The following is a 22,311-nucleotide window of genomic DNA, read 5'->3' as shown; positions in this document are numbered from 1 at the left end:
TCCCGGGCACGGCAGTGCCGCCGGATGACGGGGATCGGGGCGGCGTGAGGCGGGATCAGCGTGAGACCACCGCGAGAGACGCCGTCCCTACCGTGTCCCAGTCTCGACCGATGGCTCAAGCGGGAGGTGTGCGGGGTGGATACCACACAGACCGGCCAGTGCTTGGTGACCGCGTCCGACTGGCGGCTGTCCAACGACGTGCCGGAGCGGGTGGTCGCCAGTTGCCTGTACGACTCCGCGAACTGGCTGCGCGTCTGGGAGGGGATCGGCATCGAGAAGCGCGCTCGGCATGCCTACGTCCGCACCGACCCGGCGCACCCGGACGGCGCGTCGGTTCTCCCGCTCTACGCCGTGCACGAGTCCCCGTTCTGGGACGGATACGAGCGGCAGGTCGGCCTCGTGGGCCGGTTCGGCAACCCGGTGATCTTCGCCGGCTCCCCGTACTCCATGTACGGCAAGCGCGGGCACGTGCCCGCTGCCCTGGTCCGGGGCGCGTACGCCACCGCGATGGAATGGATCGAGAGCGGCCCGGCCGAGCTGCTCGTCGTGCCTAACCTCACCGAGGAGGGCGTGGCCGACTGGCTGGCGGTGGCCGGGCCTCCGGTCGGCCGCGTACTGCTCGAACGCACCTACAGCTGCGACCTGTCCGGCGACTTCGACGACCACATGTACCGCGTCACCAACAAGATCAGGCGGGATGTGCAGAGGCGGCTGCGCCGGGCCGACGAGCGCGGCCTGAGGATCCGGATGGTCGAGGGGCCGCAGGCGCACAGTCTGGTGCCGGCCGCGTTCCCGCTGACCGTCGACACCAGCGACAAGAACGACTGGCCGGCCCTGTTCGACGAGGACGCGCTGCACGGCATGCTCCGGGTGCCCGGCGCCATGATGGTCGCCGCGGAGGTGGACGACCGGCTGGTCGGGGCCTTCTTCGCGTTCCGGCGCGGGCCCGAAGTGACCTTCATGTGCGGTGGTGTCGACTACGCCACGCTCCACGACCTGAGCACCTACGTGGCGCTCATGTACCGCAGCACCGAGTGGGCGTACGGGCACGGCATGCGCCGCATCGAGTGGGGCCGCGACAACTACCGGTTCAAGGAGCGGCACGCCCTGACCGGCACCGACCTGTGGGCCCTGGTCTACGCCCCCGAGCGCCGCCCCGACCTGGAACCGGCGCTCGCCCACATGCACCAGGTGCTGTCCGCCTACATCAGGGGAGAATGAGATGGGTCCAGGCCGACGCCCTGCCGCGCTGCTGCTGGCAGCCGTCGTCAGCGTCAACGCGTCGTACACGGTGATGATCCCGTTCGTGCCGGACCTGGAGCACCGGGTCGGGGCCGGGCCGGTCGTCGTCGCGCTGGCCTTCGCGCTGTTCGCCGCCGCCAAGGCGCTCGCCCAGCCGGTGGGCGGATGGTGGGTCGACAAGTGGCGGGCGGACCGCGTCGCCATGCTGTCCATGCTCACCGCCGCGGTCGGCATCGCCCTCACGGCCCTGGCCCGGGACAGTCTCACCCTGCTGGCCGCCCGGGTGTGCTGGGGGATCGGTGAGGGACTGGTGTCCCCGGCTCTCTACGCCGGCATGACGGCGCTGTGCCGGCGGCACGGGATCCCCACCAGCCGGATGATGGGGAACTTCGGGTCGGCCGCGGTGGCCGGTTTCCTCTTGGGGCCGCTGGTCGCCGGAGTGGCCGTGCCTGCCGGCTTGACGGCGCTCTTCGTCGCGGGCGCCACGGTGACCGCAGCGACGGCTCTCGGACTCCTACGGGCCATTCCCGGGCCGGAACCCGAGGGGTCCGGGGAAGAGCCGGAGTCCGTGCCCGCCCCGGCTGCCGCGGCGGCGGGGCCCGCACCGGTCCGGTGGTGGGTGTGGGCCCTCCTGCTCGGCGGGCTCGACATGTTCACCTTCCTGGTGTACTCGGCGCTCGAACCGGTCCTGCCGGTCTACCTCAGTACCGGAGCGCACACGTCGGCACGAACGGCGATCTCGGCGGTCTTCGTCGCCGGACTGGCCGTCTCGGGCCTGGCCATGTGGCTGCTCGGCCGGTACACGCCGCCACTGCGGACCCTGGCGGCGGTAGGGCTGGGTCTCACGGCCGTCGGCCTGTGCGCCATGGCTGCCAGTGCCCACTTCGTCGCCGTCGGCGGAAGCTTCATGGTCTACATGTTCGGTTATGCGACGCTCTTCCTCGCCGCGCGGCGCGGGATTGTCGAGCTGAGGGCCGCCACTGCGCACGACGGCAAGGCCTTCGGCCTGTTCGGCCTGGTCTCGGACATCGGCAACGTCCTCGGCCCCGTCATCGGCGTCGCCCTCTACGAGGTGACCGACCGCCTGCCGTTCCTCGTGCTGGGCGCCGTGAGCGGCCTGGTGCTGCTGGCCCTCGCCGCCGTTGGCCGGCGCAGGGGCACGCTGCCCGGCAGTGCTCCCGCGGAGCGCGAGACGGCGGCGCAGCGGGCGGCGGGAGCGGCACACGACGCCGGCAGGTCGGCAGTGGTACCCGCCGCGGCGGCAGGAGAGCCGGACAGCCGATGACGTCCGTACGCGTCGGACGACAACCAATGAGGCCACGGCAGATCAGCCACGGCCCACCGAGACCTCCTGTGTCAGCGCTGTGTCCGAACGGGCTGCCTCGCTTGTGCTGAACGGGAGTTGTTCACCAGCCGATCTCATCACCGTTTCGAATAAACAGGGGAACCGATGTCCAACACCACCGGCACTGTGCCGGATGCAGGCCGCCGACAGAGACGACGGCACGTCCTGACGATCCAGACGCTGGCAGCCGCGCTCCTGGTCCTTGCCGCCGCGGTCGTGTATTCCCGGGGCGCCTCGGCCGCGCCGACCTCGGCGTCGACGACGGATCAGCCGCTCTCGACGGCCCAGCAGCAGACGGGCATGACCTCCGGACAGCCTTTCGCCGACCCGCCGGTCCTCGACACCGTCACCAGCCCGAACATGACCATCACCCTGAACGCGCACGACACGCGTTTCGCGGTGGCCGGCAAGCAGGTGTGGGGCCAGTCCTACAACGGCTCGTTCATCGCCCCCACTCTGCACTTCCTGCCGGGTGAGCACGCCACGATCACCTTGGTCAACAACCTTGCGGTTGCGACCAATCTGCACTTTCACGGCCTGCACGTCTCGCCGTCGAACGACTCGGACGATTCGTTTCTGTGCGTCGCCCCGGGCAGCACGCTCCAGTACCACCTGGACCTGCCCGCCAACCATCCGGTCGGCACGTACTGGTACCACAGCCACGCCATGGGCACGACCTGCCCGCCGGACGGCTCCGGCATGGCGGGCATGGACATGCCCCCTTCGCCCAGCGCCTCCCTCTCCCCTGGCGACGTGGAGAACCAGATCTTCGCCGGCCTCTCGGGTGCCATGGTCGTCGGCGACGACCGGGCCCTGCTGCCGCCCGCCCCGCGGAACATCACCACGCACACCGTGGATCTGAAGGACGTTCAGCTCGACAAGTCCGGCCACATCATCCAGAACACCGACACCACGTCGATCGACTCCAACGCCCCGACGGTGCGGCTGGTCAACGGGCAGCTGCTGCCCGTGCTCACCATCAAGCCCGGTGAGACCCAGCTGTGGCGCCTGGCCAACGTCGGTGCTGACATCTGGTATCACCTGCAGCTCGACGGCTACCGGTTCACCGTGATCGGCCAGGACGGCGTTCCGGCCTCCGAGGCGACCACGGCCGACACCCTGCTGTTGCCCCCCGGCAAGCGCTACGACGTGCTGGTCACCGCCGGCGGCCGGACCGGCAGGACCACCCTGCGCACGCTCGCTTTCAGCAACGGTCCGGACGGTGACAGCTACCCGGACACCCCGCTGTTCAACGTCAACATCGCCGGCAGCACGCAGGCCCAACTGCCCACCGTCTCCGGCGCGCTGCCCACCTCGCCTCCCGACCTGTCCGACGCCACCATCGCGCAGCACCGCAGCGTGACCCTCAGCGGGGACGACTCGCAAGGCTTCCTCATCAACGGCCGGCAGTTCCGTATGGACTCCTCGGTGTTCAGCACCCCCGCGAAGCTGAACACCGTCGAGGAGTGGAGCCTCACCAACGAGGCCGGTGAGGACCACCCCTTCCACATCCACACCGACTCCTTCCAGGTCATGTCGATCAACGGCGTGCCCCAGCCCTACGTCGGCCGTCAGGACATCATCCCGGTGCCCCACGCGGTCAACGGCGTGCCCGGCAAGGTGGTCATCCGCGTCCCGTTCTCCGACTTCACCGGCAAGGTCATGTTCCACTGCCACATCGCGGCCCATGAGGACAACGGCATGATGAGCTACATCGACGTCGTCGACTAGATTCGCCCGGTTGACCTGCGCACGCACACCGCCAGGCTGATCAACCGGCAGAAGGCTCCTGGCGCTCCTCGCGGCCTGCACGCCGTGCGGCTGCGCGCAGGAGCCGACTGCGATGCCGAGCGGTCTCGACCACATCGCCGAACCGACCTGCTGTGGTCGGCTCCATGGTCGGGGCCGTTTCGGGTGCGGCGAGGACGGGAGTGCTCCGGGGCTGTCGCCGGATCGGCCGAAGCGGCGACAGCCACCGGGGGCTGCCGCCCGGTCGCGATCCGACACCACGCTCGTGCGAGGACGGCGTCCGTGTGACGCGGTGCCGATGTGATCGCGGCACGCGGCGCGACGCCCGGTGTGCCGAACGGAACAAGAACACGCGGGGCTCCGCCCCGAACCCCCAGGGCCAGGAGGCATGGATGGTTGTCGAGACCGCGTACGGACTGACCACGGCAGTGGTGACGGCCGACGAAGCCCTGAACACGGACTGGGCTTCGTTGCGAGGTGAGTTCGACGTGGTCCGCGTCGTCGACCCCGAGCCGCGCAGCCGACCGCAACTGCGGCGGGCCGGGTTCGCCGTCCATCCGGCCTGGGTCACCTGGATCGCTCCGGCCGGCCCTTCCGAGGACCCGACCTGGTGGGGCTGGGGGAGCGGCTGGAGCGCAGTGTGGCCCGGGAGCTGGAGGGCGAGAAGTTCGTCACGGCGGTGCTCGCCGGGATCGGCTCCGCTCGCGAGGTCGTCTTCCTCGACTTCGGCCATCCGGCACCGATGGTCGTGCGGCAGGACGGCAGCGCCGACTTCCCGCAGCCGCCCGCACGCCCTCCCGCTCGGTCTTGGCACCCACGGGGCCGAGGGGCCTTCGAGCCCGGCGACCAGCTCCTGCTGTACACCGACGGCGTCACCGAGACCCGGGACGCCGAAGGCTCCTTCTACCCCCTCGACGAACGGGCCGACCTGCTCAAGGAGCCCGAAGTCGACCATGCTCTGGAGGTTCTGCGGGAAGACTTGGTCAGACGTGCCGACGGACCGCTGCACGACGACGCCGCGATGCTGCTCCTGCGGTACCACGGTCATGGGGAAGGAAAATCTGTTCTGTACCCATCGCCTGAGAGGGCGGCGACTTCGGCACGGTACAAAGGACCTATGCCGGAGCACGCGACCCCAGCGGGGGCCATGGAAGATGTCGATGCGGTCACCCGTGCGGTGCTGACCGCCTCGCGCCTGCTGGTGGCGGTCTCCGCCCGTTCACTCGCCGAGGTCGAGGAGCGGGTCACCCTCCCGCAGTTCCGGATGCTGGTCGTGCTGGCCACCCGGGGCGCCACCAAGCTGGTGGCGCTCGCCGACCTGCTCCAGGTGGCCCCGTCCACCGCGATGCGCATGGTCGACCGGCTCATCGCCGCTGGGCTCGCCGACCGCCAGACCAACCCCGACAACCGCCGCGAGACCCTGCTGCAGCTCACCGAGGAGGGCCGGCGCACCGTCGAGGACGTCACCGCCCGGCGCCGTTCCGAGATCGCGGCGATCGTCGCCCGGCTCGGCCCCACACAGCGGCTCGCGCTGATCGAGGCCCTGGGCGCCTTCAACAGGGCTGGCGGTGAGCCCCCGGCGACCCCCGCCGCCGACAGCCCGGATCCGCACCCGCTCGGCTGGGTCGTGGACGAGGCGATGGTCCGCGACGTGTGAGCCGCGCCCGGCCGGACCGGCGTGCGGGGCCGGTCCGGATCCGCCTTCGGGCGCCTCTTCTCTGGACCTCACTTGTCTTGCATAATGCAAGGAAAATGTGAAGGTGGGCTTCGCCGCCTGCTCCGGTGCATGTGTGGAGCGAGTGTGTCCGGCCGTGACAGCGCCGCGGGACGGCACGGACGCCGGGGAATTGAGGAGGGACGCGGGGGATGGCACTCGTGCGCCGGACGCACCGGGCCTCGCCGTCCGCCGACTTCCGCCTCATGACGCATCTGCGCGCCACGGTCTGGGACCCCGCCGAGTTCGTCGGACCTCCGCCGCGGTGGCTGGTCGCGGAGGGCTTCCTTGCGAGGTTCCTCACAACCGGGGCTGTCGTCGGCACGACCCTCTACGGCACCCGGACGGGCCGCCCGTCGCTCGCCGACGGTGAAAGGGGACCTGGCCTGCGCGGCGGCGCTCGTGCTGTACCTCGTGTCCGTCGGAGCCGGGCGTGCGCTGGTCGGTGTCGTCGCGTTGCTCGGCGTGTGCCTCGCGCTGCACGCCCCGCAGGCGGCCGCCGGAGTCGTGCTGACGGAACGGGGACGGGTGCAGTCCGTGACCGTGACGTCGGTCGAGGACGGCTGGGCCACGGGCGGCGGACGGGCCGGTATCTGTGCTCGGTGCGGGACGCGGACGGCATGCCGCTCAAGGTCCGGATCTGGCGCGGCTGCGCGGGGACGAACGACCCGCCCCGGGGACGCGATCGCGCTCGTCTACGACCCCGAGGGGCGGGTGGCCCCGCGCGGTGTGGAGCCGGGGTCGAGCGGATGGGAGCCCCTGCGCGGTCTGGCGCCGTGGGCGGCCGCTCTTGTCGCCGGAAGCCTGGTCGCGGTCGTCCGCTCCTACCGGCTTTCCCGTCCCGCCGGCGCGAAGCGCTGAGGTGTCCCGGCCGAACCCGCGCGGTCTGCCGTCGGTCACTCGGCCGCCGGGGTGGGCGTCGGGGCGGGTGAGGCGGTGTTGATGTTCAGGTCGGGACGCGGTGTGAGCGCGACCATGGGTGCCCCGGGCTGCGGTGCGGGCGGGGTCAGCTGGTCCTTGGGCAGCCTCGGCGGCGTGGTCTGCTGTAAGTTGACCTGGTCGAAGTTGACCACGCCGGTCTTCTCCAGGACCGTGATGTGGTCCAGGACGGTGTCGTTGGCGAGGTCGGCGAGCTGACGCACCAGGGTGTTGGTGGTGCTGGCGCGGATCTTGGCGATGGTCGGGAAGATCTGCCCGTGGGTGACGCGCATGATGTTCGTGGCGGTGCTGTCGAACTGCAGGCCGGACTGGGCCGCGGACGTCGCGACGAACTGCTGCTGTGCGGGGTGGCCTGGTTGGGCAGCGTGATGTTCAGCATGGGCGCGATCTTGCGGCACAGGTCGTCCAGCCCGGCGTGCCCGACGATCAGGTGCTTGCCCGCTTCCTTCATCTCCGGAGTCGAGCCCTTCTGCAGAGCGAGTTCGCCCAGCGGGTACTCCCAGAGCCCGGCGGAGCGGACCTTCACGACGAAGTCGCGGTCGCCCTCGGTCAGCGGACCCCACTGGGTGTTGGCGATGATCCGGGACGGATCGGACGGCGTGGTCTGCACACCGAGCATGCTCGGGTAGACGAGGGCGGCCAATGTGGCGGTGAGCGCATAGCCGACGACGAGGGTTCCGAGCGTGGTGCGGGCAATGGGCATGATGCCTCCTGACGCGAGCAAAGTGTTCGTCAAGAGGTACGCGGAGTCCGACCAATCATTGCGCAAGGTAAAACTTGCACGCTGCCACACGGCGGCCGATGGGGCCGCGTCATCCCGCGGTCGGCGACGGCGTCGGGGACGCCCCGGAGGAGCCCTCCGAGGTGACGGCCGGACCCGTCGGCACTCCCTCGGTCGACAGGCCGGGAGGCGCCGTGAGGACGACCTGGGGCGCTCCCGCCTGCGGCACCGGCGGCGTCACCTGCGCGGACGGGAGCTTCGGAGGGGTCGTTATCTGGAAGTTGACCTGGTCGTAGTTGACCAGTCCGGTCTTCTCCATCTGCGTGATGTGGTCCAGGACCACGTCGTTGGCCTGGTCGGCCAGAGCGCGTACGAGTGTGTTCTCGGTCGTGGAGCGGACCTTGGCGATGGTGTTGAAGATCGAGCCGTGGGTGACGCGCAGGATGTTGGCGAAGTCAGTGTCGAACTGCTTGCCCGTGTCCGACTGGAACGTCGCAAGAAAGCCCGCCTGCTGAGGTGTCGGCTGGTTGGGGATGGTGATGTTCAGCTCGGGGGCGATCTTCCGGCAGCTGGCGTCGAGCGCGGCGTGCCCGATGACCAAATGCCGCCCGGCCTCCCGCACGGCCGCGGTCGTCCCCTTCTTCATGGCCAGGTCCCCCGAGGGGCCCTCCCACAGCCCGGCGGAGCGCACGAAGACGACGAAGTTGCGGTCGGACTCGGTGAGCGGTCCCCACTGGGTGTTGGCGATGATCCTCGACGCGTTCGAGGAGGTGGCCTGGATGCCGAGCATGCTCGGGTAGACGAGGGCGGCGAGTGTGGCGGCGAGTGCCCCGCCGACGGCGAGGGATCCGATCGTGCTGCGCGAGACGGGCATGGTGCCTCCTGGTGCTGGCGGCGTGGCTGTCCCGTCGTACGAAGGCGATACGGAAAGAGATCCTTTGCGCTAGGTAAAGATTGCATGATGCCATGAATGCTGAAGTGTCGCTCCGGCCCGGGCCGCCACGGTCACATCCGCTCTTTCCAGCCGGCGCGCACCAGCCATCCTTGACAGGCCAGGCCGTGAAGAAGCCGACGTTCATGGCGAGCTGCATCAGCGGCCAGTACGCGGCCGTGGTCTTCGCCAGTCCCGGCGCGAAGAGCGCCTCCTGGTAGAACCACATGCCCGCGAACAGACCGATCTGGAACGACACGATGGAGAACGTGTCGGCCTTCATGGCGGCCCACAGCCCCTGGGCGACGCCGATGTCGCGCATGGGGGCGATGGTGAAGTACTGGAAACCGATGCCGAACAGCCAGGCGAGGGTGAAGTCCATCAGGAAGTCGGCGTACAGCGGCTGGCCAGGCGACGGTCATGCCGGTCGCCCGCACCAGCCACTCGCCGACGATGTCACCGAGGACGCACCCCGCGCCGCAGTGGCTGATGGCCTTGGCCGAGGACACTCACCGTGGCGACGTGGCTTCCCAGCCGTGTCCGCAGTCAAGGCAGACGAACGAGTAGGAGCGCCGGGTGTGCTCGCTGTGCATGGCACCTCCCTGGAGTGATGTCACCCTTCGAGGTCCCGGTACCCATTTTTGCACACTGCAAAATGAGAGGGGATGGCGGCCGGAACGCTTGCAACCGTGCCCTCAGGCCGTCGCGTGCACCGCGCGCAGAGCGCTCTGATGGCTGAGCCAGCCGACCGGCTTGCCCCGCTCGGAGTCGAGGACCGGTACACCGGTGCCCGTGGCTGCCAGCAGGGTGTGCAGGACCTGGGCGAGGGGCTGGTCGGCGGTGACCTGGTCGGGTGGTTCAGCCAGCTCGCCGACCTGGACCGGGGCCGTCTCCGGTTCCTCCGCCAGGGCCTCGGCGACCGCCTGGGCGGTCACCACGCCGACGTACTCGCCGGCGTCGTCGATGACCGGGAGCGCGCCGTGGCCCGACAGGCTCAGCAGGTCGGCGGAGTCCGCGAGCGTCGTCGACGCGGGCAGCGGGGACGGCAGGGGTTCCATCACGGAACCGACCGACTGTCCTCCGATCCTCGCGCCCTGGGCCGGGCCTTCGAGGTCGATGCCGCGGCGGCGGAGTTTGAGGGTGTAGATGGTGTCGTTGGTCAGCAGCTGGCTGGTGGCGGTGGCCAGCACGATGGCCAGCATCAGCGGCAGGATGATCGAGTACTCGCCGGTGAGCTCGAACAGGATCACCACGGCGGTGATCGGCGCCCGCGCCGCGCCGGCGAAGACGGCGCCCATGCCGACCAGCGCGTACGCGCCGACCGCGCCGGCGGAGGCGGGCAGCAGGTGGTGGACGCCGATGCCGTACGCCGAACCGAGCATCGCCCCGACGAACAGGCTCGGGGCGAACACCCCGCCGGAGCCGCCGATGCCGATCGTCAGGCTGGTCGCCAGCATCTTCCCCACCAGCAGCAGAAGCAGGAAGCCGACCGCGTAGCCGCCCGCGGTCGCCTTCTGGAGCACCGGGTAGCCGACGCCGTACATCTCGGGCAGGGCCAGCAGTACCAGGCCGAGCGCCAGCCCGCCGACCGCCGGGCGCAGCCACTCCGGGCCGCGCCACAGCCAGTCGCAGGCGTCCTCGACCAGGTACAGGAAATGGGCGAAGCCCACGCCGACCACGGCCGCGACCAGGCCGAGCACCGCGAACAGGCCGTACTGGGCGAGGTGGTCCACGTGGAAGCCGGGGAGGTTCAGGAACGCCGTGTCACCGAAGGCGGCGCGTCCGATGACGCTCGCGGTGACGCTGGCCAGCACGGTGGCGCCGAAGGCTTCGGCGGTGAAAGTGCCGAGGATCAGCTCCATGGCGAAGAAGACGCCGGCCAGTGGAGCGTTGAAGGTCGCGGCTATGCCGCCCGCCGCACCGCATGCGACCAGAAGTTTCATCCGGCCCTCGGTCACCTTCGTCATCCGGCCCAGGGTGGAGCCGAGCGCCGAGCCGATCTGCACGATCGGTCCCTCACGGCCCACCGAGCCCCCGGAGCCGATGGTCAGGGCGGAGGCGAGCGTCTTGACGACGGCGACCTTCGGGCTGATCCGCCCGCCGCGCTGAGCGACCGCCAGCATCACCTCGGGCACCCCGTGCCCGCGCGCCTCCTTGGCGAACCGGTTCACCAGCGGCCCGTACAGCAGGCCGCCGATCACCGGGGCGAGGAGGACGAAGTACGGGCCCAGCCAGGGCACGTGCGGATGGGCCGCGCCGGGGGAGGCCGCGTAGTCGGCGTGTCCGGAGAAGAGACGCGTGAAGGTCTTGATGCACCAGCGGAAGACGACCGAGCCCGCGCCGGCTCCGGCGCCGACCACGACGGCCAGCGCCATCAGGCCCCATGGCGCGGTGCGCAGTGCCGGAAGTCTCGGTGTCGGTCTGAAGCCGGTCGTCGTACTGCCTGTCACTTGCTTGCCGTCCATCGCCGCTCGTATGGCACTCATCGTTTCCCTTTCATACCTTTGCATTATGCAAAACGAGTCAAGGGGGCGTGTCGCGGGCATCGGGTATCGGTCGTGGTGGGAGAGGGCGGCCCTGTCGTCCGCGGCGGCGCATTCCGCTCCGCCGGAGTCGGACCGCGCCCAGCACTTGGGCGCAGCCGTCGGCCGGTGTCACGCCGCTTCGGCGCGGGCCTCGACATCCTCGATGTCCGCGGGGCGCCCGGCCCGCGCCCACCGGGCGTACAGGGCTCCCGCGACGAGCAGGGTCGCGGCAAGGGCCGGCGCCGGCCAGCCGTGCAGCAGGTTCACCGCGAGGGTGAAGGCGACGGCCACGGCGGCCAGACCGCTCAGCCAGGTCAGGGTGGTCTTCCGCTCCCGGTGGGCGAACCGGGCCATGGCCAGCAGCCCGATCAGGAAGCTGACGAAGACGGCGACCGCGTAGAACAGCACGAGTTCCTGCTCCTGGCCGGCCGCGGCGATGATGATCAGTGCGGCGGCGGCCAGGTAGACCACGACCGACCAGTACGGGGTGTGGTGCCGGTTGGTCCGGCCCAGTACCGGCGGCAGGACGCCGGGCCGCTCGGCCGAACCGGAGAGGGCCTTCAGCAGCCCCGGTCCGGCCTGGAAGGACGAGCTGGCCGCGGCGAGCAGCAGCAGCGAGCTGGTCAGCTGGAAGGCGCCGTACACCCAGCCCCCTCCGGCGGCGGCATGGGCGATGTCGGCGATCTGGGTGGAATCGGCCTTGGGGATGCCGACGTGCAGCCGCACGGCGAGAGCGGTCAGGGCGAGGGTCAGGCCGCCGACGATGACCAGCAGCAGCGCGAGCGTGCCGCGGCCGAAGCGCCGGCGGTGGGTGTCGTCGAGCTGGCCGAGCTGGGCGATCACGGTGGAGGGCGCCTCGATACCGGTGGCCAGTGCCATGGCGACCGGGAAGGCCAGCACCGCCGCGAGCACGGCGGGGTGGCCCGGGTCGGCCGTGGCGACGGCATTACCGGTGCCGTGCCGGGACGTGAAGCCCAGGACGAGAACGGCCACGGAGATGAGGACGAAGGCGACGGTCATCACGGCGAACAGCAGTCGCCTGCCGTGCCCGAACCAGGTCAGCCCCGCCACCACCGCGAGAAGCAGCAGCGCGAGCGGGATCCGGAACGGGGCCAGGCCCGGGAACAGGGCGATCACCGCACTCGCCGCCGCGGCGATCGAGATGCCGATGGTCAGGACGAAGTCCACGACCAGGCGCCGACGGGCAGGAACGTCCAGCGCGCGCCCAAGGCCCGCCCGGCCGCGCCCGCCGCGCCGCCGCCCTTGGGGAAGCGCCGCACGAGCTGCCAGTAGTTCGCGGTGACCAGTACGACGAGTCCGATGACCAGGCTCATCGTCGGCAGCAGCAGAGGTCGCCGTGCAGGGCGCGCAGCGGGGCCTCGATCGCGTAGGCGACCGAGGAGACCGGGTCGGCGATCACCGTGAAGGCGAACGCGAAGAAGAGAACGGAACGGCAGGGGCCGCGTCCGGGCAGGACCCGGGGCGGGGCGGCCGAGACGGCGGCGGCCGGCTTCGACGGGGTAACGCGAAGACCTTCCTCGATGCTCCGAAACGGAGGACTCACCTGGGGACACTTCGCCGACCCGTCTTCCCGGAACACCGCTCTCGACGGTACGTCAAGGAGTCGTCAGAAAGGCGTTAGGGAGCGTCAAGATGCCCAGGCGGGTCGTCGGCCCGCCGGAGAGGGTGCCCTGGCCCGACCGAGGGAAACGGCCACGGGTTCGTGCGGTCGGCCGTCCGAGGTCTTCTTGCCGCGAGGTTTGCATAGTGCAAAAGTATGGGGAGAGGTGCGTGAGTGTCCCGGGCGTGGAAGAGGCGATGCACACCGATGAAGGCAGTGATCTGCGGAGCCGGTATCGCCGGGCTGTCGCTCGCCGGGCGCCTGCACAACGTGCTCGGCTGGGAGGTCGTGGTCGTCGAGAAGGCGCCAGGACCGCGCACCGAGGGCTACATGATCGACTTCTTCGGCCCGGGCTACGAAGCGGCCGAGGCCATGGGTGTGCTGCCCTGGCTGGAGGAACTGAGCTATGCGGTCTCCGGGGCGGCGTTCGTCGACGACGACGGCCGGTGCCGTGCCCGGCTCGAGTACGACCGGTTCGCCCGTGCCCTGAACGGCCGACTGCTGAGCGTCATGCGGCCCGACCTCGAACTCGCCCTGCGGGAGCGCCTGTCCTTCGCCGTGGGTCTGCGCTTCGGTGTCGGCCCGGCACGCATCGACGCGCGTCCCTACGGCGTCCGCGTCACGCTCACCGACGGCAGCAGCCTAGACGCCGACCTCCTCGTCGGGGCCGACGGCATCCACTCCACCGTGCGGGCCCTGGCCTTCGGCGAGGAACAGCGGTACGTGCGGTACCTGGGCTACCACACGGCCGCGTTCACCTTCGACGACCCCGCCGCACACGCCGAACTCGGAGACCGGTTCTGCCTCACCGACACCATCGGCAGACAGATGGGCCTCTACGCCCTGCGGGACGGCAAAGTCGCCGCGTTCGCCGTGCACCACGCCACCGAACCCCGCCTGCCCGACGACACCCGGGCCGCCCTCCGCCGCGAGTACGGCTCGGTCGGCTGGCTGGTACCCCGAGCCCTCGCCAACTGCCCGCCGCCCTCGCGGATCTACTACGACCAGGTCGCCCAGACCGACCTGCCGTGCTGGAGCCGTGGCCGGGTCGTCCTGGTCGGCGACGCCTGCCACGCCGTGTCCCTGCTCGCCGCACAGGGCGCCTCGCTGGCGATCGCCGGAGCCTACGTCCTCGCCGACCAACTCGCCGGAACCAGCAGCATCGAGGAGGCGCTCGCCGGATACGAACGACTCTGGCGGCCGGTCATCACGCGCAGGCAGCGATCCGCCCGCAGAACCGCCCGTTGGTTCGTTCCTGCCTCGGCCCGGCAACTGCGCCTGCGCCGACTGGGCCTGCGGTCTGCCGGCCTGCCCGGAGCGAGCCGCCTCGCGGGCATGGCACTCACCGGCCGGCAACGACCATACCTGCGCCAACTCGCCTCGGTACCGGCCTGGGCGGGAACAACGGACACGAGCGCACAGCGCCCCTCGCGCAGCACACACGCGCAGGCGGCGAAGAGTTCCGGGGAGCAGACCCGAAGCGCGGAGAGTTAGATGACATCAAGTCCCAGTGCCGGCCAACGCGTTGTCACCGCTCGGCTGCGCGAGGCCCTGGAAACCGCCGACTGCCTACTGCTCGCCGACCTCCTGCACCCGAACGTTCACTGGAGCCCGCCGGAGGGTGGCGCAACAGGCTGCCACGCCCGCTCCCACGTCCTGAGCCGCTGCTCCCGTCTGTACGCACTCGGACTGCGGGCGAGAGCCGAGGAGACCTTCACCTATCCGGCGGCCGTCGTCCTCGGCCTGCGGATCCACGGCACGGTGCCGCCGGCCGACCCGGAAAGCGTCAGTTACCACGTCTTCGACGTCACCGGCGGCCTCATCACCCGGATCGCCGGCTACGCCGACCGCGCCCGGGCGCTCGAAGCGGCCTTCACCGGCGCCACCGCGGGATACGCGGGGGAGCGGGGAACCGTACGCGGACCCCGGACAGGGGCGTCAGGATGAGGCGACTCGCACCTCGAACCTGACCAGTCCGGCGATGCCGAACTGCAGGGACACCGGCAGCGTGTGCGCGGCCGTGACGCCGTGTACCCGATGCAGCAGGACGCGCGGCCCGTTTCCGCTTCCGAAGGTGACGGTGGTGCCGCTCAGCAGCAGGATGCCGGCGGTGGACAGCGAACCGTCGCCCCCTGCCGACTTCCCCCCGACCAACTCACCCCGTCCGCCGACCGGGGTCGCGACCATGCCGAGGTGCTCGGGGACGCCGTCGTTGTTGCGCACCTCCATGCTGAGCGAGCCGTCACCCGAGCGATCGAGGTGGGCGACGGCATCCGTGATCGTCATGTCGACGTCGGCCACGTCCACATGGATACGGCCCGGGCCGCTGCTTGACACGGGAGCGGAGGCGTCGGCATGAGAAGAGGAGGAGGGACTTCCCGCGCACCCGGCTGCCAGGACGGCGAGTGCCACGGCCAGGGATGCTGCGAGAGGAATGCGGACACGCGGGGTTGTGCCTGTCATCTTTGCAGTATGCCAATATCGGTTGTCGGGGTGGTCGCCGCCCCCGGCACCGCTACCGCCTGCCCGAGCCGGATGCCACCATGCGCCTCTCGGGCCAGGGGACACGCCGGCCCGCCGGGCGGCACGGACACCGACGGAGTGGGGGAACCATGGGTTTGGCCATGTGCCCGTTGTGCAGTGACGACGAGGACATCGAACTGCTCCGCACCCTGGACGACGGCCGCAGGGTCATGAAGCACCGGTGCGGCTACGAATGGGAGCACGGCGAGCCCGCTCTCGCGAAGAAGGAACAGCACCGCTCCTTCGGCGACCTCAAGGCCCGCTTCCCGACACCCGACGACGTCGACTCCGCGCGGCTGGAACGGGCGGCCCGGCTCAAGGCGAAGTACCTCGCCACCCAGCCCGACTTCGATGCCCAGGTCGCCGCCTACTGGTCGAAGTACCAGGAGATCTTCTCCCCCGACGGGCTGGGCAGTTGTGACCCCAGGCTTCTCAAGGACTTCGCCAACTCCGATGTCGGAGCCCACCCCGGCAACCAGGCCACGTTCAACTCCGCCTGGAACGCGATGGGAGACGCGGAGGCCGGGGAGTCGACCCGCAAGACGATCGAGTACCTCCTGTACGGACCCGACGACGTGCCGTTGGAAGACCGCCTCCAGCATCTGCTGGCCGGTACGAAGCCGTTCGCCATGACCGGCTTCAAGGAGGCGCTCCTCACGAGGGTGCTGTGCGTGGTGCAGCCCGAGCGGTTCCTGTCGATCCTCAAGTACACGACGGCGGCGGGCGGCAAGCGCGAGATAGCCCGGGCGGTCTACGGACTCGAACTGCCAGCCCCCGAGTCGGTGAACTGGACCCTCGGCCGGCTCATCCTCTGGAGCAACGACCTCCTGCACACCCTCGTCGGCGAGGGCTTCGCCAACCAGCAGCACTCCGCCGCGTTCCTGTGGTGGGCCAAGGACCAGCCCGGCGGGTTTCAGTAGACTGCGTCGACTAGTGCGCGGCTCGTGTCACTGTCGTGGACCGGAGCATGGCGAAAGACCGCAGACGTTCCGGACGCGGAGGGACTGCTTTGGAACGCCTGACCATTCGGACGGACCGTGTGCTTGGGCGGACCGGATCGGTTTTCTCGGCGTACCCCCGACGACGCGAGGTGTCCCTGTCCCGCACACCTCACGACGGCCGATTACCTGATGCTTCCCACGAAGAGGGTCAGCGTGCGTGGTTGGCCAGGTTGAGAAGTAGATGCGCTGATTCGGGGCCCCAAGTCAGAGTAACGCCATCACCTTGAACGCTGGCAGGAGTGTCTCATTCCGCGGCATTCAGCCTAACGGACCACCGATGAGGATCGGCCCCACCTGGGTCCATCCGTCGAGCACGAGCGGTGAGCTGGGCCTCAACCTCAGTCCTGTGCTGCGGCGATGGGCATGTAGTGGCGTATGGGCCTCGGCGTGCGGGCAGTTCGTCTCCGACAGCTATGCCGAGGTGCGGATAGAGAACCTGAACCTCGCCGGGGTCGAGCGGATGGTCGGCAAGGGGCAATGCGACCTTTCCGGTTTCGCCTGGCTCCTCACACCAGTCGGCGTCGGCGTCGACGGGCCAGATTCGGCAGACCACTCCGCCGGTAACCACGATGAGTAGGCGCAGGGTCGGCCTTCGGGCCGGGGATACGCTCCAGTACCGGCTGTCTGCTTCCCGCTGGACGGCGTCGGTCTGGCCGGTCTCACCGTAGAGGTGGCCGTCTGAGCCGATTCCGTGCTTGTCCTTGGAACGGTAGATCACCAGCGCAGAGTCAGGCCCCCGGGTGGCCGGCGGCGAATGTGACGGGCATGGCTCTCTCTGCTGCCATCGGGGGCTCCTCTTTCTGCTCGGCGCCGCTGACAGCGGCGACCGGCGGATAGCTGTGGGTGTGCGGGAAGATGTCGCTGGGCCGGGTGGTCAGTTGGTCTCTCCCTTCGGGCACAGCCGGCCGCGCGAGATCGGGCTGTCCGGGTTGCCCTCGATCTGGATGACCCGGTCGTCCTTGGCGTAGACACGCTGCGCGCAGCCCACGGCGCAATAGGGGCAGACGGAGTCCGCGACTCGGTCCGCGCGGTCGGTGCGGGGTCCGAGAGCTGCCGAGCGCGGGGACTCGGCCGCCTTGCCCCGGCCAAGCCGGTCGGGGCCGGTGAGCTGCCGGTATACGGGCCACTGACCGATCCACCGCTCCAGGCCCATACGCTCGCTCCTTCATGGGTGCCATACGCCTTGATCGACGCTACTCGCGCGGGGACCGAGTGTAAGTCGACGTCGGGCGGCGAGGCACCGGTGCAACGACGGCGCCGATGGATCAGTGCGGAGCGCCTGACTGGGCCGGTGCCCGCGACGTCCGGCCCCTGTGAGCCGCCTCACCCATCGCTGCCGGAGCAGGCTCTCGAATTGCCTGGTCAGGGGACTCTCCGGCTCCCGAGGGGCGGTCCCTGGCCGTTTACGTCCTCATCTGTCATTGCAGCCAGTGCGATGGTCGAGACAGGCTGTGACCGTGTTGGAGTCCCGTGCCTGTACGGGCCGCTACGCCGGACTCGACCGCGCCGACGCAGCGCACCTGGTGGGCCAGGAAGCCCAGCAGGCGCACCGCCCCAACAGCCCGGACCGCTCCACGGCCGGGAGATGGGCCACTGAATGCACCCGATGCCGCACAGCCCGTACGCCGGTGCGTACCGACGATGCCAGCATCCACCGGAGTCCATCCGCGGCGGCCTGGACGGCGCGGCATCAACAGGGCGACGCTGCTTGTGAGCGGGCCCGGTGACAACGTCTGTCGCGCGGTTCGCGGCGCGATCAGGTAATCAGGAACGGTGAACAAGGACGCGACCGACCCCTTCGTGCATGTCCGGGGCGCCGGTGAGAACAACCTGCGGAACATCGATGTCGACGTTCCGCGGGACGCGATGGTCGCCTTCACCGGCGTCTCCGGGTCGGGCAAGTCCTCGCTCGCGTTCGGCACGCTCTACGCGGAGGCACAGCGGCGCTACTTCGAGTCCGTGGCACCGTACGCCCGAAGGCTGTTGCAACAGGTCGGCGCACCGCACGTGCAGGAGATCACCGGACTGCCACCGGCCGTGGCCCTGCAGCAGCGACGCGGGTCGCCCAGCTCGCGTTCGACGGTCGGCACTCTCACCACGCTGTCCAATCTGCTGCGCATGCTGTACTCCCGCGCCGGGACCTATCCGCCCGGGGCCGCACGGCTGGAAGCCGAGTCGTTCTCACCCAACACCGCGGCCGGCGCCTGCCCGGAGTGCCACGGACTGGGCGTCGTGCACGACGTCACCGAGGACCTGCTCGTCCCGGATCCCTCGCTGAGCATCCGCGAGGGAGCGATCGCCGCCTGGCCGGGCGCCTGGCAGGGAGCCAACCTGCGCAGTGTCGTGAGCGGCCTGGGGATCGACATCGACCGACCGTGGCGCAGGCTCAGGAAGAAGGACCGGGACTGGCTGCTGTACACGGACGAGCAGCCCTCCGTGTACGTCGAGCCGGAGGAGGACCGCGTCGACTACGGCTACCAGGGCAGGTTCTGGAGCGCCCGCAAGCACGTCATGCACGTCCTCGCCGACTCCAAGAGCGAGAAGATGCGCGAACGGGCGCTCCGGTTCGTCAGGAGTGTGCCCTGCCCCGCCTGTCACGGCAGCGGACTGCGGCCCGAGGCGCTCGCCGTGACCTTCGCCGGACGTACCATCGCCGAGATCAACGCGATGCCGCTCACCGAGGTCGTGGCGCTGCTGCGGCCCGTCGCGGGGCGGTCCGAGGCCGACGCCACCACGTCGACCGCCCGATCCGGGGAGACGACCGAGGTCGCGGTCCGGATCTGCGGCGATCTGGTCGCGCGGATCGACGTACTGCTCGACCTGGGTCTCGGATATCTCAGCCTCGGGCGCCGCTCGACGACCCTGTCGCCCGGCGAGGCGCAGCGCCTGCGGATCGCCACCCAGCTGCGCTCGGGGCTGTTCGGCGTCGTCTACGTCCTCGACGAACCCTCCGCGGGCCTGCACCCGGCTGACGCGGAACCGCTGCTGGACGTGCTGGACCGCCTCAAGGCGGCGGGCAACTCGCTGTTCGTCGTGGAGCACGACATGGACGTCGTACGGCGGGCGGACTGGGTGGTCGACATCGGCCCCGGTGCGGGCGAGGGCGGCGGACGTGTGCTGTACAGCGGCCCGGTCGCCGGTCTTGAGCGGGTCGCGGAGTCGGCCACGAGCCAATACCTGTTCGGGCGCGCCCAGCCGCTCGATCACCGCCCGCGCACACCCCACGGCTGGCTGCACCTGCGCGGCGTCTCCCGCCACAATCTGCACGACGTGTCCGTGGACGTACCGCTCTGCGTGCTGACGGCGGTGACGGGCGTGTCCGGTTCCGGAAAGTCGACGCTGGTGACGCAGGTGCTCGCCGAGGTCGTCCGCGGCCACCTCGGACTCGTACCCGAGGAACCCGACGAGGCGCAGCTGGAGGTCGACGTCCAGGACGCGTCGGGGGTTGAGTCGTTCGACCGGCTGGTCCGGGTCGACCAACGGCCCATCGGCCGAACGCCCCGGTCCAACCTGGCCACGTACACCGGGATGTTCGACGCGGTGCGCAAGCTGTACGCGGCGACGGACGAAGCCAGGGCGCGCGGCTACTCGGCCGGGCGGTTCTCCTTCAACGTGCCCGAAGGGCGGTGCGAGACCTGCCAGGGTGAAGGATTCGTCGCGGTGGAACTGCTGTTCCTGCCCGGCACCTACGCGCCGTGCCCGACCTGCGAAGGCGCCCGGTACAACGCTGAAACGCTGGAAGTTACCTACCGAGGCAAGAACATCGCGGAAGTACTGGCGCTGTCCGTCGACGCCGCCGCCAAGTTCCTGTCCGCCGTCCCGGCCGCCTCCCGCAGTCTGGACACGTTGCGCGAGGTGGGACTGGGGTACCTGCGGCTGGGCCAGCCCGCGACGGAACTCAGCGGCGGTGAGGCGCAACGCATCAAACTGGCCACCGAACTGCAGCGAGCCCGCCGCGGGCACGCGCTCTACCTGCTCGACGAGCCGACGGCGGGGCTGCACCCCTCGGACATCGCGCTGCTGCTGCGACAGCTGCACCGGCTCGTCGACGCCGGCAACACGGTCGTCCTCGTCGAGCACGACATGGACACGATCGCCACCGCCGACTGGGTTATCGACCTCGGGCCGGGCGGCGGCGACGCGGGCGGGCGGGTGGTCGCGGCGGGCCCGCCGACCACGGTGGCGAGGGCCCGCCACAGTGCCACCGCGCCCTATCTCGCGGCCCGGCTCGCGCGCTCCTGACGACAGCGCGAGGGGCTGAGCACCGGTCAGCCGGGTTCGGGGCGCAGGGTCGCCCGCGGCGCCAAGTGTCGTTCCAGCTTGTGGCGGACATCGCTCGTGGCTTTGTCCACGAGAACGGGTTCTGGTCCAACTTCCGTGGGGCGCTACTCCCTGTGACTGTTGGTCTTGCTGGTAGGTCTCCCGAGATCGCCCGGAAACTGACGGTGCCGACCACGTTCGGGCGGATGGTTCTGGCCTGTGCGCGAGGTACTGCTCCGGCTGGAAGAGCTGCTCTTCCTGGCGGATCCGGGGATCAGGATGGAGTCGGTGCAGGACGATGGCGAGGTGATCCGAGTCGGTGTCAGATGCCTGACGGTTGGGGCTCGGTGCCCAGGCTGCGGAAGCTGGTCCGGGCGGGTGCACGGCTCTTACCTGCGGTTTCCAGCTGACCTCCCCGTGGCAGGACGGCAGGTGGTGCTACGACTTCGTGTCCGGCGTTTCACGTGCGAAGACGACTCCTGCGGGCGACGGACGTTCGTCGAGCAGGTCGCGGGCCTGACCCGCCGGTACAGCCAACGGACCGAACGAATGCGGTCGGTGCTGGCGGAGGTCGGCTTCGCTCTGGCCGGTCGCGCCGGTGCCCGGCTGGCCGATGTCTTCGGTGCGAGGGCCAGCCGGAACACGGTCCTGCGGCTGGTCGAGGCCTCACCGGCTGGATGCTGACTCACCCCGACACCCTGCCGGAGAGCGAGCGCCTGAAGCTGAAATCCGTCCTCGCCGGCTGTCCCGAACTGGATGCCCTCACCGGGCACGTCCGCGCGTTCGGGAACATGCTCACCCAGCTCCAGGGCGGCCAACTCCCGCAGTGGATCAAGGCGGTCCGCGCCGACGACCTGCCCAGCCTCCACGCCTTCGCCAACGGCCTCGAACGAGACCTCGCCGCCGTCACCGCCGGCCTCACACTGCCGTGGAGCTCCGGTGCCGTCGAAGGCCACGTCGACCGGATGAAAATGATCAAGCGTCAGAAGTACGGCCGGGCCGGCTTCGGCCTTCTGCGGAAACGAGTCCTGCTGGCATCCTGACGGGACGGTCACGAGCTCTGCTGGAGTCGCTCCGCGGCCCGAGCAGGGGTGTCGTAGTAGCCAGGCCGTGCCAGCAGCACCGAACTGAAGTAGTAGCCCTGCTCTTCCTCTGGCTCGTCGTCGGCCGCGAACGGGCGCCAGAAGCTCAGGAGCAGGTCAGAGGCGACGAAAGACGCCGGGTCGTCGGGGTCTGCCTCAATCGAGGTGTACTCGCCCATACGTTGCACCAGCTCGCGGGCCGGGATCGCGAACACGTCCAGGCCCCGGAAGATGACTCGGTCTGTCTGAGTCGACGGCCTCCCAAACTCAATGGCTTCGAGCATGTCTCGCATGCAGTGGATGCTGATCATCAGTCCACTGGGACGGAAGATGTGCTGACCCGGCCGGTCGGACTCCGAGACCGCGGAGAGATCGTGGAACGAATCCAACGCCGCGTTGGCCGATTGCCGAGGCATACCGATCCGCAACGGGCCAACGCCGTTTGGTGGGGCGAGGTCGAAGTCCATGCGGGCGTGATCCCAAACCGGTCTGTCAACGGGTCACGAAGGGCCATCCAGTCCTGAGACATTACAGCGTGACTGCTCCACAGAAGTTGGACCGGAACCCGAGAACGGGCAGCAGGAGTTCATCACTTCGGGAGGCACCCGGCCTACCGCGAATTCGAACGGTGAGGGTACACACCGACGCGTTGCACGGT

General features: G+C 69.9%; 18 protein-coding genes and 5 pseudogenes. 13 read left to right on the top strand and 10 right to left on the bottom strand.

Annotated features, from left to right (window positions below):
* Positions 1 to 135 precede the first annotated feature (135 nt).
* The 6 genes and pseudogenes from ASC56_RS31270 to ASC56_RS31250 all read left to right on the top strand — a co-directional run bounded on the left by ASC56_RS31270 (position 136) and on the right by ASC56_RS31250 (position 6,911).
* Positions 136 to 1,221 (top strand): GNAT family N-acetyltransferase, encoded by a 1,086-nt coding sequence (locus ASC56_RS31270; protein ID WP_055494954.1) that lies wholly within the window; start codon positions 136 to 138, stop codon positions 1,219 to 1,221.
* 1 nt (position 1,222) lies between these two features.
* Positions 1,223 to 2,527 carry an MFS transporter gene (locus ASC56_RS31265; protein WP_055494953.1) on the top strand — a complete coding sequence of 435 codons (1,305 nt, stop codon included), beginning with the start codon at positions 1,223 to 1,225 and terminating at the stop codon, positions 2,525 to 2,527.
* Between the two features lie 165 nt (positions 2,528 to 2,692).
* A complete protein-coding gene (locus ASC56_RS31260) occupies positions 2,693 to 4,318 on the top strand; it encodes a multicopper oxidase family protein (RefSeq protein ID WP_234377134.1) in 1,626 nt (541 codons plus the stop codon).
* Positions 4,319 to 4,946: 628 nt separating this feature from the next.
* Positions 4,947 to 5,363 (top strand): annotated as a pseudogene (locus ASC56_RS38625) (PP2C family protein-serine/threonine phosphatase); the annotation flags it as partial.
* A 90-nt stretch (positions 5,364 to 5,453) separates the two neighbouring features.
* Complete coding sequence (locus tag ASC56_RS31255; protein WP_055494978.1) at positions 5,454 to 5,993, top strand: MarR family winged helix-turn-helix transcriptional regulator; 540 nt, start codon at positions 5,454 to 5,456, stop codon at positions 5,991 to 5,993.
* A gap of 426 nt (positions 5,994 to 6,419) precedes the next feature.
* On the top strand, positions 6,420 to 6,911 hold the full coding sequence (locus ASC56_RS31250) for a hypothetical protein (protein ID WP_234377133.1): 492 nt from the start codon (positions 6,420 to 6,422) through the stop codon (positions 6,909 to 6,911).
* Between the two features lie 35 nt (positions 6,912 to 6,946).
* Here ASC56_RS31250 and ASC56_RS31245 read toward each other — a convergent pair.
* The 7 genes and pseudogenes from ASC56_RS31245 to ASC56_RS42280 all read right to left on the bottom strand — a co-directional run bounded on the left by ASC56_RS31245 (position 6,947) and on the right by ASC56_RS42280 (position 12,730).
* Positions 6,947 to 7,692 (bottom strand): annotated as a pseudogene (locus ASC56_RS31245) (DUF4142 domain-containing protein).
* Between the two features lie 109 nt (positions 7,693 to 7,801).
* On the bottom strand, positions 7,802 to 8,584 hold the full coding sequence (locus ASC56_RS31240) for a DUF4142 domain-containing protein (protein WP_055494952.1): 783 nt from the start codon (positions 8,582 to 8,584) through the stop codon (positions 7,802 to 7,804).
* Positions 8,585 to 8,816: 232 nt separating this feature from the next.
* Positions 8,817 to 9,023, bottom strand: a pseudogene (locus tag ASC56_RS42290) (DUF4396 domain-containing protein); the annotation flags it as partial.
* Between the two features lie 313 nt (positions 9,024 to 9,336).
* On the bottom strand, positions 9,337 to 11,016 hold the full coding sequence (locus ASC56_RS31235; protein ID WP_199836113.1) for a chloride channel protein: 1,680 nt from the start codon (positions 11,014 to 11,016) through the stop codon (positions 9,337 to 9,339).
* 279 nt (positions 11,017 to 11,295) lie between these two features.
* Positions 11,296 to 12,354, bottom strand: coding sequence for an amino acid permease (locus ASC56_RS31230; protein WP_234377132.1), 1,059 nt, complete (start codon positions 12,352 to 12,354; stop codon positions 11,296 to 11,298).
* Positions 12,339 to 12,500: a hypothetical protein gene (locus tag ASC56_RS42285; RefSeq protein WP_234377131.1), complete on the bottom strand. Its 162-nt coding sequence runs from the start codon at positions 12,498 to 12,500 to the stop codon at positions 12,339 to 12,341. The genes ASC56_RS31230 and ASC56_RS42285 overlap by 16 nt, the downstream gene beginning before the upstream one ends.
* Positions 12,497 to 12,730 (bottom strand): hypothetical protein, encoded by a 234-nt coding sequence (locus tag ASC56_RS42280; protein WP_234377130.1) that lies wholly within the window; start codon positions 12,728 to 12,730, stop codon positions 12,497 to 12,499. Before ASC56_RS42280 ends, ASC56_RS42285 begins: the two co-directional genes overlap by 4 nt.
* Before the next feature lie 264 nt (positions 12,731 to 12,994).
* On the opposite strand from ASC56_RS42280, the gene ASC56_RS31225 reads away from it, so the two are divergent.
* Together ASC56_RS31225 and ASC56_RS31220 are read left to right on the top strand one after the other, a co-directional pair.
* The gene (locus ASC56_RS31225; RefSeq protein ID WP_079102811.1) at positions 12,995 to 14,281 is read left to right on the top strand and encodes an FAD-dependent monooxygenase; all 1,287 of its coding nucleotides are present in this window, start codon (positions 12,995 to 12,997) and stop codon (positions 14,279 to 14,281) included.
* Positions 14,282 to 14,734: a hypothetical protein gene (locus ASC56_RS31220; RefSeq protein ID WP_055494950.1), complete on the top strand. Its 453-nt coding sequence runs from the start codon at positions 14,282 to 14,284 to the stop codon at positions 14,732 to 14,734.
* Here ASC56_RS31220 and ASC56_RS31215 read toward each other — a convergent pair.
* Positions 14,726 to 15,088: a hypothetical protein gene (locus tag ASC56_RS31215; RefSeq protein WP_234377129.1), complete on the bottom strand. Its 363-nt coding sequence runs from the start codon at positions 15,086 to 15,088 to the stop codon at positions 14,726 to 14,728. The two genes, ASC56_RS31220 and ASC56_RS31215, sit on opposite strands and share 9 nt — an antisense overlap.
* A 311-nt stretch (positions 15,089 to 15,399) precedes the next feature.
* Between ASC56_RS31215 and ASC56_RS31210 the strand changes: the two genes are divergently transcribed.
* Both ASC56_RS31210 and ASC56_RS31205 read left to right on the top strand, forming a co-directional pair.
* A complete protein-coding gene (locus tag ASC56_RS31210) occupies positions 15,400 to 16,230 on the top strand; it encodes a hypothetical protein (protein ID WP_055494949.1) in 831 nt (276 codons plus the stop codon).
* Positions 16,231 to 16,588: 358 nt separating this feature from the next.
* Positions 16,589 to 16,888, top strand: coding sequence for a hypothetical protein (locus tag ASC56_RS31205; RefSeq protein WP_055494948.1), 300 nt, complete (start codon positions 16,589 to 16,591; stop codon positions 16,886 to 16,888).
* 300 nt (positions 16,889 to 17,188) lie between these two features.
* Here ASC56_RS31205 and ASC56_RS31200 read toward each other — a convergent pair.
* A pseudogene (locus ASC56_RS31200) lies at positions 17,189 to 17,464 on the bottom strand (hypothetical protein); the annotation flags it as partial.
* A 620-nt stretch (positions 17,465 to 18,084) separates the two neighbouring features.
* Here ASC56_RS31200 and uvrA point away from each other — a divergent pair.
* From uvrA to ASC56_RS42270, 3 genes and pseudogenes are all read left to right on the top strand, one after another.
* A complete protein-coding gene (uvrA, locus tag ASC56_RS31195; protein ID WP_055494947.1) occupies positions 18,085 to 20,553 on the top strand; it encodes an excinuclease ABC subunit UvrA in 2,469 nt (822 codons plus the stop codon).
* 297 nt (positions 20,554 to 20,850) lie between these two features.
* The gene (locus ASC56_RS42275) at positions 20,851 to 21,255 is read left to right on the top strand and encodes a transposase family protein (RefSeq protein WP_234377136.1); all 405 of its coding nucleotides are present in this window, start codon (positions 20,851 to 20,853) and stop codon (positions 21,253 to 21,255) included.
* Positions 21,256 to 21,293: 38 nt separating this feature from the next.
* Positions 21,294 to 21,614: pseudogene (locus ASC56_RS42270) on the top strand (transposase); the annotation flags it as partial.
* An 8-nt stretch (positions 21,615 to 21,622) separates the two neighbouring features.
* On the opposite strand, the gene ASC56_RS31180 reads toward ASC56_RS42270, so the two are convergent.
* Positions 21,623 to 22,120 carry a hypothetical protein gene (locus ASC56_RS31180; RefSeq protein ID WP_055494945.1) on the bottom strand — a complete coding sequence of 166 codons (498 nt, stop codon included), beginning with the start codon at positions 22,118 to 22,120 and terminating at the stop codon, positions 21,623 to 21,625.
* Positions 22,121 to 22,311 lie beyond the last annotated feature (191 nt).

The sequence above is a fragment of the Streptomyces sp. TP-A0356 genome (genome assembly GCF_001417775.1).
Classification (GTDB): Bacteria; Actinomycetota; Actinomycetes; order Streptomycetales; family Streptomycetaceae; genus Streptomyces.
Note: the sequence above shows the minus strand (reverse complement) of the source record. Positions and strands in the feature narration are given on the sequence as shown.